Source organism: Bradyrhizobium sp. UFLA05-89, from assembly GCF_059803475.1.
Map to the genome: position 1 here is coordinate 1 of NZ_JBANBA010000032.1, position 15,790 is coordinate 15,790.

Below are 15,790 nucleotides of genomic sequence, written 5' to 3' on the forward strand. Positions count from 1 at the left end.
CGAAGAGCTGGCCTGCAATCGAACAAAGAGCTGACCAACCACCTTGACACACCAACTCCCCATGTGAGCAATCCAGATTGTCACCGCGGAAAGACCCTGGATTGCTTCGCTGCGCTCGCAATGACGGGCTTGGGGCAAGTGCGCTCCACATTCTCGGCGTCATCGCCCGGCTCGACCGGGCGATCCAGTATTCCAGAGACGGTGACGAATACGGAGAGGCCGCGGCGTACTGGATTCCCCGCTTTCGCGGGGAATGACAGCTGAGCGTGCGGAAGCTCCGCCTGCAACTCTAAAACAAACTGCCCTGATCCACCGGCTTCGCCACGCGCTTTGGCGCCGGCTTCGCCTCGCGTGGTGCCGCCTTGGGCTGCGTGCGCGCCTCAGGCGCCGGCCGGTCCGCATCCGCGGTCGCGCCCACGCGTCCATCCGCGAACTCGATCTCGACGCGAGCACCCGGCCCGATCGCATCGGCGGCATGCACGGGATGTCCGGCCTCATCGCGCACCAGCGCAAAGCCGCGCGCGAGCACGCCGCGATAGGACAGCGCGGAGAGCAGTTTCCCGCTGTTCTCCACGCGCGCATCGAGCCGCTGCAACAGCGTCGTCAGTGCACGGCTTGCACGTTCGGACAGGCGGTGGGTGCGCTCGCGCTGCCGGGCGATCGCATTGCGCTGCGCCTGCGCGTTGGAGAGCTTGGAGGCGCGCAAGCGAACCTCGAGCCCGGCAAAGCGGTCGCGCCGCTGCCGGAGCAGCGAGCGCGCGGAGAGGCCGAGCCGTTCGCCGCACACCGTGAGCCGATGATCGGCCTGCGCGATCTGCCCGTGCAGCACCCGCAGCGTCAGGCGCGCACTGCTCGCGGCGAAACGGCGGAAATGCGCATGCGTATTGGCCTTGAGCCCGCGGGGCAGGGCGGCGCCCGCGGAATCCAGCCGCTGCCGCGGGATCGCCAGAAGATCACTCGCCGCCGGTAGGGCGCGTGCTGCGGCACGCAACTCATTGCGGCGGCTCTCCTGGCCGCGTTGCCAGCAGGCGCGGGTGCGGCGCGCGAGATCGGCGACCTCGACGAACAGATCGCTGCGCACCGGCACCGCCATCTCGGCTGCCGCCGTCGGCGTCGGTGCGCGCTTATCGGCGGCGAAATCGATCAGCGTGATGTCGGTCTCGTGGCCGACCGCCGAGATCAGCGGGATCATGCTCTCGGCGGCGGCGCGCACCACGATCTCCTCGTTGAACGACCAGAGATCCTCCAGCGAGCCGCCGCCGCGCGCGACGATCAGCACGTCGGGCCGCGGAATCTTGCCGCCTTCCGGCAGCGCGTTGAAGCCGCGGATCGCAGCCGCGATCTGCTCGGCCGAGCCTTCGCCCTGCACCTTCACCGGCCACACCAGCACGCGGCGGGGAAAGCGGTCCTCCAGGCGATGCAGGATGTCGCGGATGACGGCGCCGGTCGGCGATGTCACGACGCCGATCACCTCGGGCAGCCAGGGCAGCAGCTGCTTGCGCGCCTCGTCGAACAGGCCCTCGGCGGCAAGCTTCTTCTTGCGCTCCTCCATCAGCGCCATCAGCGCGCCGATGCCGGCCGGCTCCAGAGCCTCGATCACGATCTGGTATTTTGAGGAGCCCGGATAGGTGGTGAGCTTGCCGGTCGCAATGACCTCGAGCCCCTCCTGCGGCTTGAAGCGCATCCGGCCATGGACGCCCTTCCAGATCACAGCCTCGATCTTGGCGCTCTCGTCCTTGAGTGCGAAGTAGCAGTGCCCGGAGGAGTGCGCGCCGCGAAAACCGGAGATCTCGCCGCGGACGCGAACATGGCCATAGGTGTCCTCCACAGTCCGCTTCAGGGACAAAGAGAGCTCGGAGACGGTGAATTCGGGCGTGTTGAGCAAGGGTTCCGCTGGCGGCATCGGCAAACGATTCGGCATTTGGGGATCGAAACTCAAACTAGGGATTTTCGCCCGGAAGCGCCAATCGGAGACTTGATCGAAAGAGTACTCTGTAATATAGAGTTCTCTATTGGTGATAGAGCCAACGGGAGTTTGAGCCATGGCGATCCGGTTGCTGCGAGGTGCTTTGAGCCTGTTGAAGTGGGGCCTGTGTGGGGTTGGCGTCGTCGCGCTGCTGCTGACCGCGATGATCGCGAACCCCCTGGAGCGCCCGCCTGAAATGCGCTCAGTGTCGGACTCTGCCAAGGGTATTGACTGGTCCACGATGCCGGCACTTGAACGCTTCCAGGCTCGCGACGGCACCTGGCTGGGCTACCGGCATTACGTCCCGAAGGGGCAGGCGACCGGCCGCGGCGCGGTCTTCATTCACGGCTCCTCGGGCTCATCAGGCACGGTCAATCACGCGCTGACGGCGGCGCTTGCCGCGCGCGGGGTCGAGACCTGGGCGCTCGATATGCGCGGCCACGGTGGCTCGGGCACGCATGGCGATATCGGCCATGTCGGCCAGCTCGAGGACGATCTCGTCGATTTCGTCGCGCATGTCCGCAAGAGCGCGCCGGACTTGCCGCTGACCCTGATCGGCCATTCCGCCGGCGGCGGCTTCTCGCTGCGCGTCGCCGCGACGCCCATCATGCAGGACATGTTCGTGCGCACCGTGCTGCTCGCGCCTTATCTCGGTTACGACGCGCCGACCAACAAGCCGCATTCCGGTGGCTGGGCCAATGCCGACATCCCGCGCCTCTTCGGCCTCGCCGCACTCCGCAAGTTAGGCATCGATTGCTGTTCAGGGCTTCCGGTGCTCGCCTTCGCCGTGCCGCCGAATTACGAGAAGATCCTGGTCTCCACCTATTCTGACCGCCTCATGCGCAACTTCGCCACGCGCGGCTATCGCATCGACCTGCCCAATGTGACGCGCCCAATGACGATCTTCGGCGGCGCCGAGGACGAGATGATGATCTCGGACAATTATGCAGGCACCGTGCAGGCGATCAAGTCGTCCATCGACGTCAAGGTCCTCGAAGGCATCAACCACATGGGCATCGTCACCAATCCGAAGGCGGTCTCGGCGATCGCGGACGACGTGGCGACGCGTGGAGCGGGACAGTCATGATCGACAGCAAGCAGGCCTCCGAAGCGCTGGCCGAGATCGACGACATCGTCCAGCGCCTGCGGCAGTCACGGATCTACGATCTCGCCAGCCTGATGATGGTCCTCTGGGGTGGGCTTGTCTTCGCGGCGAACGTCGCAACCTACCTCTGGCCGCGTCAGGGCTATTACATCTGGTTCGCAGTCTATGTTTTCGGCATCGCCGGATCGTTTGCCGTCAGTGCCTCCAACCGCGCCAGGACAGGCGTCCGCAGCTTCGATGTCAGGACGTTCGTTGCCTTCCTGCTGCTCATCGCGTTCGGCTATTTTTGCGCGCTGGTGCTCGGGCACTTCACGCCACGCCAACAGGGCGCGTTCTGGACTATCTACTTTATGCTGTTCTACGCGCTGGCGGGCCTCTGGTTCGGCAACGCCTTCGTCGCGATCGGACTCGGTATCACCGCGCTGACGCTGATCGGCTATTTCTACATCGGCGAGGCCTTTCCGCTGTGGATGGCCTTCGTCAATGGTGGTGGCCTCATCCTCGGCGGCCTCTGGATGCGGCGGAGCTAGTGCCATGGCCGAGCTCGACGACATCATCCACCAGCCGCTGCGGCTCAAGATCATGGCGGCGCTGAACGCGCTGCCGGGGACGTCGGGTCTCGAATTCTCCCGGCTCAAGAAGCTGACCGGCGCCACCGACGGTAATTTGGGCGCGCATATCGAGACGCTGGCCAAGGCCGGCTACGTCTCGGTGGAGAAGGCGTTTGTCGGCAAAAAGCCGCAGACCACCGTCACCGCCACCGCTGCTGGCCGCGGCGCCTTCGCGCGGCATGTGGCGACGTTGCAGGAGATCATTGCGGGGAAGCAGGGCTAGCTGCGAGCCCTCTTCATCGTCATTTCGGGTTCGTCGCTTCGCGACGCCCCGGAATGACGGCGGTGTTGGAACGACCCCCTTGAGGCCAGCGCGGATTCGTGCGACCGACGCGGCCAGCACACCCCCGTTTTGAGACTTGCATGCACATTCTCCTGCTCGGTTCCGGCGGCCGCGAACATGCCCTCGCATGGAAGATCGCGGCGTCTCCTCTGGTCACCAAATTCTGGTGCGCACCGGGCAATGCCGGTATCGCGCGCGAGGCTGAATGCGTCGCGCTCGATATCGCCGACCATGCCGCCGTGATCAGCTTCTGCAAGACCAACGCTGTCGAGCTCGTCGTGGCTGGTCCGGAGACACCGCTCGCGGCTGGCATCGTCGATGACCTGACGACAGCCGGTATCAAGGCGTTCGGACCGAGCAAGGCGGCCGCCCAGCTCGAAAGCTCCAAGGGTTTCACCAAGGCGCTCTGCTCCGAGTTCGGCATTCCGACCGGCGCCTACAAGCGCTTCACCAATGCCAGGGAGGCGCTCGCCTACATTCATAGCCAGGGCGCGCCGATCGTGGTCAAGGCCGATGGCCTTGCCGCCGGCAAGGGCGTCGTGGTCGCCAAGACCATCCGCGAAGCCGAGGACGCCATCGCCATGATGTTCGACGGTGCCTTTGGCGAGGCCGGCACCGAGGTGGTGATCGAGGAATTCCTCCCGGGCCGCGAGATCAGCTTCTTTGCGCTGTGCGACGGCGAGACCGCCATTCCGCTCGCCTCTGCCCAGGACCACAAGCGCGTGTTCGACCACGACGTCGGCCCGAACACCGGTGGCATGGGCGCCTATTCGCCGACGCCGCTGGTCACGCCGGCGATCCACGACGCCATCATGGCCAAAATCATCCTGCCGACGGTCGCAGGCATGAAGCAGCGCGGCACACCGTTCCGCGGCGTGCTCTATGCAGGGATCATGCTGACGACCCAGGGCCCAAAGCTGTTCGAGTTCAATGTCCGCTTCGGCGATCCCGAGTGTCAGGTGCTGATGCTGCGCATGATGTCGGACCTCGTGCCGGCGCTGCTCGCCTCCTGCGACGGGCAACTCAGGAATTTTGATCTGCGCTGGTATCCGGAATCGGCGCTCACCGTCGTGATGGCGGCGAAGGGCTATCCCGGCGACTATCAGAAAGGCACGCGCATCGAGGGGCTCGACGAGGCCGCCAAGGTCGACACGGTCGAGATCTTCCATGCTGGCACGGTGGCGAAGGACGACGCGATCCTCGCCAATGGCGGCCGTGTGCTCAATGTCTGCGCGCTCGGCAAGACTGTCACCGAGGCGCAGGCGCGCGCCTACCAGGCGGTCGACCGCATCCGCTGGCCGGACGGCTTTTGCCGCCGTGACATCGGCTGGCAGGCAGTAGAGGCGGAGAAGGCCAAGATCTAACTGACGTTTTTCCGGAAAGCGCGCATCGGAAGCGCGCTTGCGGGCGATCGCCGTGCTACTTTGCATGGGGTTGTTTTCGACGTTTTGGGATGGGGGCACCGTGGCCGCTCGCTAAAGGTGGCCGGACAAGGCATTCGAGGGGATGGAACTCATGTCCGATTTCGCCGACCTCTACCCGGGCTTTGCCTCCGAATGGATCAACACCTCTTCGGGCCGCATCTTCGCCCGCGTCGGCGGCAAGGGGCCGCCGCTGCTGCTGCTGCACGGATTCTCCGAGACCCACGTGATGTGGCACCGCGTGGCGCCTGAGCTTGCCGACCGCTTCACGCTGATCATCGCCGACCTGCCGGGCTATGGCTGGTCGGACATGCCGGACAGCGATGCGCAGCATACGCCCTACAGCAAGCGCGCGATGGCGAAGAGCATGGTCGAGGCTATGGAGCAGCTCGGCCACGTGCATTTCGCGCTCGCCGGTCACGACCGCGGCGGGCGCGTGTCCTATCGCCTCGCGCTCGATCATCCCGGCCGGCTGTCGCGGCTCGCCGTGCTCGATATCCTGCCGACCTATGATTACTGGGAGCGGATGAACCGGCAGTATGCGCTGAAGATCTATCACTGGACCTTCCTGGCGCAGCCCGCACCGCTGCCGGAGACGCTGATTGCGAGCAATGGCGAGTTCTTCCTGCGCTTCAAGATGGCGAGCCAGACCAAATCGAAGACGCTGGACGCGATCGACAGGCGCGCGCTCGAGCATTATCTCGCCCCGTTCCGCGACCCCGCCCGCATCCATGCGATGTGCGAGGACTATCGCGCCGGCGCCTATTTCGACTACGAGCTCGACAAGGTGGATGTTGCGGCCGGCAAGAAGATCACGATCCCGATGCTCGCGCTCTGGGGCAACGCCGGTGTCGCCCAGGCCGCCGCCACGCCGCTCGACACCTGGAAGCAATGGGCGACGAATGTTCAGAGCATGCCGGTGGATTCCGGGCACTTTCTCACGGAGGAAAATCCCGACGTGACCGCGAAGGCGCTGCGCGAGTTTTTCTCGGCTTGACCCACACTGTCACCACAAATTCAACTGTCATCGCCCGGCTTGACCGGGCGATCCAGTACGCCGAGACGGCTGTAGTTCAATCGACAGGTCGCGGCGTACTGGATTCCCCGCTTTCGCGGGGAATGACGGCGGTGTGCGTGGCAAGTTACCGCCGCTCGCGAAAGAACTCGCGCAGGAGCCGCGCGGCCTCGCTCTCGCCGACCGCGGAGTAGACTTCGGGCGTGTGATGGCAGGTCGGGGCGGCGAAGAACCGCACCCCCGACTCGACCGCGCCGCCCTTGGGGTCGGCCGCGCCGTAATAGAGCCGCCTGACCCTTGCAAAGGAGATCGCGCCCGCACACATGGTGCAGGGTTCGAGCGTCACGTAGAGGTCGCAATCGACCAGCCGCTCGCTGCCGATCTTCCTGGCAGCTTCGCGCAGCGCGATGATCTCGGCATGGGCCGTGGGGTCATGATCGGTCAGCGTTCTGTTGGCGGCGGTCGCGATGACCTCGTAATTGCGCACCACGACGCATCCTATCGGAACTTCGCCCGATTTTCCGGCATTTTCGGCCGTTTTGAGCGCCAAATCCATGAAAGAAGGGGCTTTCATGCCTCGTATCATCGCCAGAAACCTGCTACTAGCTCCGCCTTCAGCAAGAGTGGATACCGATTTTGCCTGAGCATGCGGCTCCGAACGAGCGCGCATAATGCTCATCGCGCCACCCCCTAAGTGAGATTATTCATGCCTCGCGACAGCGACAAAGACAACGATTCCCGCGGCCGGCGTGAACGAGGCCCGTCCAAGGGCCGCACCGGCAAGCCGCGCGGCCCCGAGAAGAAGTTCGCCAAGCGCGGCTTTGCCGGCAAGGGCGATCGCGATGAGCGCCCGTCTCGCGGCGACCGCGACAGCCGCCCGTTCCGCCGCCGCGAGGATGGTGATGCACCGCGTCGCGACTATGGCGACCGGCCGCGCTTCAAGCGCGACGACCGCGGTCGCGAGGACCGCGGCGAGCGCAGCTTCAAGCCAAAGGGCGAACGCCCGTTCAAGTCAAATGGCGACCGCCCGTTCAAGCCGCGCGGGGACCGTCCGCAGTTCGCTTCTGACGAGCGCGCGCCGCGCGGCGAGCGGTCCGAGCGGCGGTTCGACGACAGGAAGTTTTCGCGCGGCGGCTCCGACCGGCCACGCAAGGACTTTGGCCGCGATCGTGACTTCGAAGGAAAGGAGCGCAAGCGCGACTTCGGCGATCGCAAGCGCAGCTTCGATGACCGGCCGCGGGATCGTGACGACCGCGGCGATTCGAAGCCGTGGCAGAAGCGCGACGGCGGGCCGCGCGGCGATCGTCCACGCAAGTCATTCGGCAAGGATTTTGGCGACCGTGATCGCGGCGACGAAAAGCCGTGGCGTCAGCGCGACGACCGGCGAGAGGGTGGCCGTGGCGAAGATCGTCCGCGTTTCCAGCGCTCGCGCGAGGAACGCTTTGGCGACGACCGTCCGAAGTTCGGCCGGCCGCGCGACAAGCGGCCGGAGGGCCGCATGGACTGGCAAGAGCATCCGCGCAGCGAAGGCCGCTTCCGCGATCGGCCGCGCCGCGACAATGAGGACGACAGTCAGATATTCACCAGGCGTCCCGCCTTCGGGGGCCGCGGCGCCTATCGCGAGCGCGATCGTGATTTCGATCGGCGGCCCCGTCGTGAGGAAGAACCCAAGCCCAAGAAGGCCGGCGAGCGCATCGCCAAGGTGCTGGCCCGCGCTGGCCTGGCCTCGCGGCGCGATGCCGAGGAAATGGTTACGCAGGGCCGCGTCACCGTCAACGGACGCGTCATCAACTCGCCGGCGCTCGACGTTACGCAGAATGACGTCGTTGCCGTCGACGGCAAGCCGTTGCCGCCGCGCGAGCGCACGCGGCTGTTCCTCTATCACAAGCCGCGCGGGCTGATGACGACGCATGACGACCCCGAGGGGCGTCCGACCGTGTTCGACAACCTGCCGGAAGGCCTGCCAAGGCTGATCAGCGTCGGCCGGCTCGACTTCAACACCGAAGGACTGTTGCTGCTCACCAACGATGGCGGCCTCGCGCGCACGCTGGAATTGCCCGACACCGGCTGGCTGCGCCGCTACCGCGTGCGCGCCCATGGCGAGATCACGCAGGCCCAGCTCGACGCCTTGAAGAACGGCATCGAGGTCGAGGGCGTCAAATACGGCCCGATCGACGCGACGCTCGAGCGCGATCAGGGCGCCAATGTCTGGCTGGTGTTCGCAATCCGCGAAGGCAAGAACCGCGAGGTCCGCAACGTCTGCGCCCATCTCGGGCTCGAGGTGAACCGGCTGATCCGCGTGTCCTATGGTCCGTTCCAGCTCGGCGAGATCCCCGAAGGCCAGGTCGACGAGATCAAGTCGCGCGTGCTGCGCGAGCAGCTTGGCGACAAGGTGATCGAGAGGTCGGGTGCGCAGTTCGACGTGCCCTCGAATTCCGCCTCTCGCGACGACGATGCTCCACGCGAGAAGAAGCCGACGAAGCGCGCCGTGATCAACGACCGCAAGGGCCGCCGTGTGCTGGTGCAGCGCACCGGCAGCGAGGAGGCACGCGAGCGCAACGAGATGGAAGCAGGCGGCTATGGCCCGCCGCGCCGTCCCAAGCGCGGCTATCACGGCAAGCGTGATCTCAGGCCGAAAGACGAGTAAATGCGCGTCGTCGGCGGACGATTGAAGGGGCGCAATCTCGCCTCGCCGTCCTCGCGCGACATCCGTCCCACGGCGGATCGTTTGCGCGAGTCCGTATTCAACATCCTCGTGCACGCCTACGACGATCCGATTGAAGGCGCGCGCGTGCTCGATCTTTTCGCCGGCACCGGCGCGCTCGGCATCGAGGCGGCCTCGCGCGGCGCGAAATTTACGCTGTTCGTCGACAACGGCGCTGAGGCGCGCGCGCTGCTGCGCAACAATGTCGAGGCGCTGGGCCTCGGCGGCGTGACGAAGGTCTATCGTCGCGACGCGACGGACCTTGGACCTGCGCATCCGGTCGAGCCGTTCTCGCTGGTGTTTCTCGATCCACCCTATGGCAAGGGGCTGGCTGAGAAGGCGATTGCCTCATTGCGTGATGGCGGCTGGCTGACGGCGGACGCTGTCCTCGTCGTTGAAGAAGCGAAGGCCGCGCAATTCGCCGCGCCTGAAGGCTTCGAGGAGCTCGAGCGGCGCGCTTACGATGACACGGAGTTCGTGTTTTTGAAGCGGCCATAGCTTCGCTGTCGTAGGGTGAACAAAGCGAAGCGTGCCCACCGCTTCTATCGCTATCATGGAAAGATGGTGGGCACGGCGCGCTGCGCCTTTGCCCACCCTACGACATCGGGATCACCTTCGCCCGAACAGCTTCTCGACATCGGCGAGCTTCAGCTCGACATATGTCGGCCGGCCGTGATTGCACTGGCCAGAGTTTGGTGTCTCCTCCATCTCGCGGAGCAATGCGTTCATTTCCTCTGGCTTGAGCCTGCGGCCGGCGCGCACCGAGCCGTGGCAGGCCATGGTGGCGGCGACGTGCATGAGGCGGCGCTCCAGCGGCAGCGCCTCGTCCCACTCGGCCATGTGCTCGGACAGATCACGCAACAGGCCACCTGCATCGGTCTTGCCGAGCAGCGACGGCGTCTCCCGCACCGCGACGGCGCCGGGGCCGAAGGATTCGATTGCGAGACCGAACGAACCCAGTTCGTCGCTGCGCGCAAGCAGCCGTTCCACCGTCGCCTCGTCCATCTCGACGATCTCGGGGATCAAGAGAATCTGCCGCTGCACGCCGTTCCTCGCCAGCGATGCCTTCAACCGTTCATAGACGATGCGCTCATGGGCAGCATGCTGGTCGACGATGATGAGGCCGTCGCGGGTCTGCGACACGATGTAGGTTTCGTGGATCTGCGTGCGCGCAGCGCCGAGCGGGCGATCAATGAGATCGCCGGCGGGCTGCGTCTCGATTCGCACATCGGCGGTCGGCGCGCCGACGTCGAAGGCGGCCTGCAGACGCTCCGCGAAAGCGGGCGCAGCGCTGCCCTCGAAGGACGGCAGCGGTGCCGTCGGAGCGGATGGCGACTGCCGCCAGTCCCAATTGCCGCGGCGCGGCGTGAACGCGGGGCGGAATGACGACAGCGCGCTGCCGCCGCTGTTGGCGGCGGTGCGTCGTCCCTCGCGCGCAAGACCTTCCTTCAATCCATGCACGATCAGCGCGCGCACGAGCCCGGCATTGCGGAAGCGCACTTCGGTCTTGGCCGGATGCACGTTGGCATCGACCTCGCGCGGCTCGAGCGTGACGAACAGCGCCAGCACCGGATGGCGGTCGCGCGGCAGATAGTCGGAATAGGCCGCGCGCACCGCCCCTAAGATCAGCTTGTCGCGCACCGGGCGGCCGTTGACGAAGAGATATTGCCCGAGCGCATTCGCCTTTGTCAGCGCGGGGGCTGCCGCGTAACCTGCGACGACGACGCCGTCGCGTTCGGCATGAACCTCGATCGCGTGGCTGCGGAATTCCGCTCCCAAAATATCGCCAAGCCGCGTCAGCCGGCCGGCAGCGCCGGGCAGGGCAGCGGCCCAGGTGACCGGCGCGCGCTCCTCGCCTGCGAGCGTGAAGGCGACGTCGGGCCGCGCCATCGCCAGCCGCCGCACCACCTCGCGGATCGCCTCCGCCTCGGTGCGGTCGGTCTTCAGAAATTTCAGCCGCGCCGGCGTGGCATAGAAGAGATCGTTGACCTCGACGCGCGTGCCGTGTGCAAGCGCTGCCGGCATGATCTCGGACTTCTCGCCGCCTTCGACTGACAGCGCCCAGGCATGGGGCTCACTGGCGTGGCGCGTGGTGATGGAGAGCCGCGCAACCGAGCCGATCGAGGGCAGCGCCTCGCCGCGGAACCCGAGCGTGCGGATTTGCAGGAGGTCCTCGTCGTCGAGCTTCGAGGTGGCGTGGCGTTCGATTGCGAGCGACAAGTCCCTCGCCGTCATGCCGCTGCCGTCGTCGGTGATGCCGATCCGCCGCCGCCCGCCGCCATCGGTGAAGACGTCGATGCGGCTCGCGCCGGCATCGATCGCGTTCTCGACGAGCTCCTTGACCACGCTAGCCGGACGCTCGACCACCTCGCCGGCGGCGATGCGGTTGACGACTTGCTCTGGAAGCTGACGGACGGGCATGGGCTCGGACTTGGATTCGCTTGGACCGCTATCTTAAGCCGTGTTGCGTCAAAAGCATGTGTTGAGCAACGCCTATGTGGCGGGCTGGGGAAGAGGGCGGTCTATCACATTGAAGACATTGGACGTTCGAAAAAAATCGCGTGCCGGCAATGGGCCCGTCCCCTCCGTCGGTCCTGATTGTGAGCCGTGGAGTGCGGGTGTAGCATCGTGAAAAAACGGCAACAGGACGGGAGGACGCCATGTGCCATTTGTTCGCGCATCAGCCCCAACGCGACTATGAGTCCCAGACCCGCTCGCTCAGGATCGGCGGGCATTGCACCTCGATCCGGCTGGAAATGGCGTTCTGGGACACGCTGGAGGAGATCGCGGCCAAGGAGAGCATGAGCCTCGGCAAGTTCCTGACGACGCTCTACAACGAAGTCCTCGACCATCATGGCGAGGTCAACAATTTCGCCTCGCTGCTGCGCTGTTCCTGCCTGATCTACCGCTCCAAGAACGTCGTCCAGGTGCAGGAGTTCAAGGGTGCCGTCGCGCCTATTCTCGATGCGGCTGAATAGCTGCTCAGCGCGTCTGTCACCGCATTCTCGATGTCGTCGTGGCGCCAGGACCCATACCGCGCAATCCATCAGTGACGGGCGGTATGAGTCCCGAACGACGAGTATTGGACCTCAGATTTCCTTCTTCTGCATCGCGCCGGCGATGTAGTCCGCCTGGCGGATCGCGAGCGCGACGATGGTCAGCGTCGGGTTGCAGGCCGCGCCGCTGGTGAACTGGCTGCCGTCCGAGACGAACAGATTCTTGACGTCGTGGGTCTGACCGAACTTGTTGACCACGCCATCCCGCGGCTTCTCGCTCATCCGGTTGGTGCCGAGATTGTGGGTGCTCGGATAGGGCGGTGTCGGATAGGTCACGGTGGCGCCGACGGCGTCGTAGACCGCCGCACCCTGCTTATAGGCGTGGGCACGCATCGCGACATCGTTGGGATGATCGTCGAAATGCACACTTGCGACCGACATTCCGAACTTGTCCTTCACGGTCGGATCGAGCGTGATGCGGTTGGTCTCCTGCGGCATGTCCTCGCCGACCAGCCACATGCCGGCCATGCGCGGATAGCCGTCGAGCGCAGCGGTGAACGGCCGCCCCCAGGCGCCGGGATTGAGGAACGCCGCCATGAAGGGCAGGCCGATCGACAGCGTCTCCATCTCGTAGCCTCCGACGAAGCCGCGCTTCGGATTGTTGGCCGCCTCGTCGCGGATGATGCCGGCCATGGTCGTGCCGCGATACATGTGCACCGACTTCTCGAACACCGCATAGACGCTGCCCGTCATGTGGCGCATGTAATTGCGACCGACCTGTCCGCTCGAGTTGGCAAGGCCGTCCGTGAATGTGTTCGAGGCACTGTTGAGCAGCAGCCTCGGGCTTTCGATCGAATTGCCGGCGACCGCAACGATGCGGGCCTTCTGGCGCTGCATCGCGCCGGTCTCGTCGGCGTAGACGACGCCGGTCACCTTGCCGCTCGCATCATGCTCGATCTTGATCGCCATGCTGTTGGGCCGGACCTCGAGATTGCCGGTCGCCTCGCCCTTCGGGATCTCGGTGTAGAGCGTCGACCATTTCGCGCCGGACTTGCAGCCCTGGAAGCAGAAGCCGATCTGCTGGCACGATCCGCGGCCATCGCGTGGCTGGCTGTTGATCGCCATATTGCCGGTGTGCACGGTCTTGTAGCCGAGCTTCTTGGCGCCGGCCTCGAGCACCTTGAAATTGTTATTGCCGGGAAGTCCGGGAATGCCGTTGGTGCGGGTTACGCCCATCTTGTCCTCGGCCTTGGCGTACCACGGCTCCATCTCCGCGAGCGTGACCGGCCAGTCGAGCAGGTTCGCACCGGGAATGTTGCCGTAGGTGCTCTTCACCCTGAACTCGTGCTCGTCGAAGCGCAGCGACGCGCCGGCCCAGTGCACCGTGGAGCCGCCGACTGCCTTGACGATCCAGGCGGGAAGATTCGGGAAGTCCTTGGCGACGCGCCAGGTCCCCGACGTGGTGCGCGCGTCCGACCAGGCGAGCTGGGAAAAGCTGTCCCACTCGTCGTTGATGAAGTCCTGATTCTCGATGCGCGGACCGGCTTCGAGAATGACGACCTTGACGCCCTTCTGCGCGAGCTCGTTGCCCAGCGTGCCGCCTCCGGCACCGGAGCCGACGATCACCACAACGCCATTGTCGTTCAGATCGAATTTTGCCATATGCGTTTCTCCTGAACCGTTGGGGTGCGACTTAAGCTTTCGAGAGCCAGTCGATGTCGGCAAAGCCGCGGTTGATGTAGCCGCCGTGTTCGGCGGATGAGCCCTCGTAGCCGAACCGCGGCCAGACCTCTTTCTGGTTGTAGAGCGACACGATGAGATCGCCGCGCACCTTCTGGAAGAAGTCGCTCTGCTCGATCTCCTTCAGCAGCACCACGCGGTCGGCTTCCCAGGGCACCTCGGCATAGGGTGCCTTATGGCGGTCCCGCGCGTTCTGATCGAGCCTGGCGATGCCGTCGCTGATGAGGGCTTTGACCGCGGGATCCTTGGCCGCCTTGCCGTCCCACGGCTTGATTGCTGTGATGTAGTAGCTGTCGCCGAGAACGTCGTGCGGATAGATGTCGCGCGCAACCTTCAACAGCGTCTTCATCGTCGCCGGCTCCAGCGCGCTGGCGTCGTCGGCCCACGCGTTTTCGATGCTCACGCCGACGCTGGTCGCCGCGGCCACGACCGGAACGGCCGTTGCCGCGCCCTGAAGGAAGACGCGGCGACTATGCTTGCTTCGACGATCGACTTCTCTCATGGGATTCCTCCGTGATTTTGTGCTTTAATTAGTTGAAACGCCCGCCCCGTTGGATCACCTCGATCTTGTAGCCATCGGGATCACTGACGAAGAAGAAGCGCGCCAGCGTCTTGCCGTCATGCTTGAAGTCGCGCAGCGGTCCGGGTGCCAGCTTCTCGCGCTCGAAACGAGCGTGTTCGGCGTCGAGATCCTCGACCACCACGGCGAGATGTCCGTAGCCATCGCCGAGCGCGTACGGCTCCTCGCGATCGAAATTGACCGTCAGCTCGACCTCGAAAGGTGAGGATGGATGACGCAGATAGATCAGGGCGAAGTCCGGAAATTTCAGATGGTCGGCGATTTCGAGGCCGAAGGCGCGCTTGTAGAAGTCGAGCGAGCGTGCCTCGTCGATCACGCGGATCATGGAATGAACCGGCTTCGCCATCAGTTCAGCTCCTTCAGATAAGCGATGATGGCGGCGCGCGTCTCGGGCTTGGCCTGCCGATAGGCCATGACGACACCGGGAATGACGGCCTGCGGATTGGCCAGCCAGGCATCGAGCCGGGCCTCGTCCCACACAAAGTCCGCCTTCGCGAGCCCTTGCGAATAGTGAAACCCTTCAGCCTTGCCGGCCAGTCGTCCGACGATCTTGACCAGTGGCGGGCCTTGCCGCATTGGTTCCGACAGGTTCGTCGTGTGGCACACCGCGCATTGCTGCTTGAAGAGCGTTGCGCCATCCGGCGGCTTTGCAGCCGGCAACGGCATTTGCGCATCGGCGACCCGCACCATCAGCACCACTGCGGTGCACAACCCCACCACGACTGCGCGCATCGCCAAGAACCCGCCCATTCACATCAACGTCAGCGTGCGCAAACTCTAGGCGGCGCCAAGCATGCAGTGGTAGTAGCGGGCTGTTTCGTCGCAAGAGGACATGCTCGCGGTTTGCGTGTGTTCCGCGCTGCCGCATATGAGGAACACAATTCCGCGAAACCGCCCAGAAATCCCTAAACGATGACCACACGACGCGGATTGCATGACGGTTCGCGCCGTTCGAACTCTCTAGGCGATGAAATGGTCCGGCACATGCGAGCGGCGCGGGGAGCAGCCGAATCGTTCATCGCGAAAAATCCAGGAGAAATGGATGAAGTTGGTGAAGACCTCTGTGATCGCATGCGCTCTTTCGGCCCTCATTGCCGCGCCGGTTTTCGCGCAAGGTGCGTCATCCGGCGTCAAGACGGGCACCGTGCAAAGCAAACCTATGCAGGGCGCCGCGCCGGCCAGCGAGGACGAAGAACTCGGCGCACAGCAGGGAGCCGCGGGCGAGCAAACGGGCATGAAGTCGACCAAGGGAACGAAGGGCACGGTCGGCACCACGGGCAGCGCAGTGCGCAAGGGAACGGTCAACGATTCCGCTTCGGGCACTGCTGCCAGCGGCAAGCGCTACTAACGCCGGAACGACATGCAGCAA

The 15,790-nt window shown here is 65.0% G+C and carries 16 protein-coding genes; 9 read left to right on the top strand and 7 right to left on the bottom strand.

The genetic code is table 11. The annotated features are described in order from the left end of the window. Nucleotides 1–289: 289 nt before the first annotated feature. Nucleotides 290–1,903: an exodeoxyribonuclease VII large subunit gene (gene xseA / locus SO139_RS18450; RefSeq protein ID WP_449382832.1), complete on the bottom strand. Its 1,614-nt coding sequence runs from the start codon at nt 1,901–1,903 to the stop codon at nt 290–292. A gap of 139 nt (nt 1,904–2,042) precedes the next feature. Between xseA and SO139_RS18455 the strand changes: the two genes are divergently transcribed. The 5 genes from SO139_RS18455 to SO139_RS18475 all read left to right on the top strand — a co-directional run bounded on the left by SO139_RS18455 (nt 2,043) and on the right by SO139_RS18475 (nt 6,383). After that, complete coding sequence (locus SO139_RS18455) at nt 2,043–3,053, top strand: alpha/beta hydrolase (protein WP_449382794.1); 1,011 nt, start codon at nt 2,043–2,045, stop codon at nt 3,051–3,053. After that, nucleotides 3,050–3,601: a hypothetical protein gene (locus tag SO139_RS18460; RefSeq protein ID WP_449382795.1), complete on the top strand. Its 552-nt coding sequence runs from the start codon at nt 3,050–3,052 to the stop codon at nt 3,599–3,601. Before SO139_RS18455 ends, SO139_RS18460 begins: the two co-directional genes overlap by 4 nt. Nucleotides 3,602–3,605: 4 nt before the next feature. Next, complete coding sequence (locus tag SO139_RS18465) at nt 3,606–3,905, top strand: winged helix-turn-helix domain-containing protein (RefSeq protein WP_449382796.1); 300 nt, start codon at nt 3,606–3,608, stop codon at nt 3,903–3,905. Nucleotides 3,906–4,045: 140 nt separating this feature from the next. Then, nucleotides 4,046–5,329, top strand: coding sequence for a phosphoribosylamine--glycine ligase (gene purD / locus SO139_RS18470; protein ID WP_449382797.1), 1,284 nt, complete (start codon nt 4,046–4,048; stop codon nt 5,327–5,329). Between the two features lie 151 nt (nt 5,330–5,480). Further along, complete coding sequence (locus tag SO139_RS18475) at nt 5,481–6,383, top strand: alpha/beta fold hydrolase (protein ID WP_449382798.1); 903 nt, start codon at nt 5,481–5,483, stop codon at nt 6,381–6,383. A gap of 145 nt (nt 6,384–6,528) precedes the next feature. Here SO139_RS18475 and SO139_RS18480 read toward each other — a convergent pair whose 3' ends face one another. Beyond that, nucleotides 6,529–6,987, bottom strand: coding sequence for a nucleoside deaminase (locus SO139_RS18480; RefSeq protein WP_449382799.1), 459 nt, complete (start codon nt 6,985–6,987; stop codon nt 6,529–6,531). A 120-nt stretch (nt 6,988–7,107) separates the two neighbouring features. On the opposite strand from SO139_RS18480, the gene SO139_RS18485 reads away from it, so the two are divergent. Both SO139_RS18485 and rsmD read left to right on the top strand, forming a co-directional pair. Then, entirely contained in the window at nt 7,108–9,048 is a 1,941-nt protein-coding gene (locus tag SO139_RS18485; RefSeq protein WP_449382800.1) for a pseudouridine synthase, read from the top strand. After that, on the top strand, nt 9,049–9,603 hold the full coding sequence (gene rsmD / locus SO139_RS18490) for a 16S rRNA (guanine(966)-N(2))-methyltransferase RsmD (RefSeq protein ID WP_449382801.1): 555 nt from the start codon (nt 9,049–9,051) through the stop codon (nt 9,601–9,603). Nucleotides 9,604–9,714: 111 nt separating this feature from the next. Here the strand turns inward: rsmD and mutL are convergent, their stop codons facing one another. Beyond that, nucleotides 9,715–11,526, bottom strand: a complete 1,812-nt coding sequence (gene mutL, locus SO139_RS18495; protein ID WP_474798301.1) for a DNA mismatch repair endonuclease MutL — start codon at nt 11,524–11,526, stop codon at nt 9,715–9,717. Nucleotides 11,527–11,765: 239 nt separating this feature from the next. On the opposite strand from mutL, the gene SO139_RS18500 reads away from it, so the two are divergent. Then, nucleotides 11,766–12,083 (top strand): ribbon-helix-helix domain-containing protein, encoded by a 318-nt coding sequence (locus SO139_RS18500; protein WP_449382803.1) that lies wholly within the window; start codon nt 11,766–11,768, stop codon nt 12,081–12,083. 111 nt (nt 12,084–12,194) lie between these two features. On the opposite strand, the gene SO139_RS18505 is transcribed toward SO139_RS18500, so the two are convergent. Genes SO139_RS18505 through SO139_RS18520 form a run of 4 tightly spaced genes read right to left on the bottom strand, consistent with a single transcriptional unit; the run spans nt 12,195 to nt 15,153 of the window. Then, complete coding sequence (locus SO139_RS18505; RefSeq protein WP_449382804.1) at nt 12,195–13,763, bottom strand: GMC family oxidoreductase; 1,569 nt, start codon at nt 13,761–13,763, stop codon at nt 12,195–12,197. 31 nt (nt 13,764–13,794) lie between these two features. Further along, nucleotides 13,795–14,343, bottom strand: a complete 549-nt coding sequence (locus tag SO139_RS18510; RefSeq protein WP_449382805.1) for a gluconate 2-dehydrogenase subunit 3 family protein — start codon at nt 14,341–14,343, stop codon at nt 13,795–13,797. 28 nt (nt 14,344–14,371) lie between these two features. Further along, complete coding sequence (locus SO139_RS18515; RefSeq protein WP_449382806.1) at nt 14,372–14,767, bottom strand: VOC family protein; 396 nt, start codon at nt 14,765–14,767, stop codon at nt 14,372–14,374. Continuing rightward, nucleotides 14,767–15,153, bottom strand: coding sequence for a c-type cytochrome (locus SO139_RS18520; protein ID WP_449382833.1), 387 nt, complete (start codon nt 15,151–15,153; stop codon nt 14,767–14,769). The genes SO139_RS18515 and SO139_RS18520 overlap by 1 nt, the downstream gene beginning before the upstream one ends. 310 nt (nt 15,154–15,463) lie before the next feature. On the opposite strand from SO139_RS18520, the gene SO139_RS18525 reads away from it, so the two are divergent. Then, a complete protein-coding gene (locus tag SO139_RS18525; protein WP_449382807.1) occupies nt 15,464–15,769 on the top strand; it encodes a hypothetical protein in 306 nt (101 codons plus the stop codon). Nucleotides 15,770–15,790 lie beyond the last annotated feature (21 nt).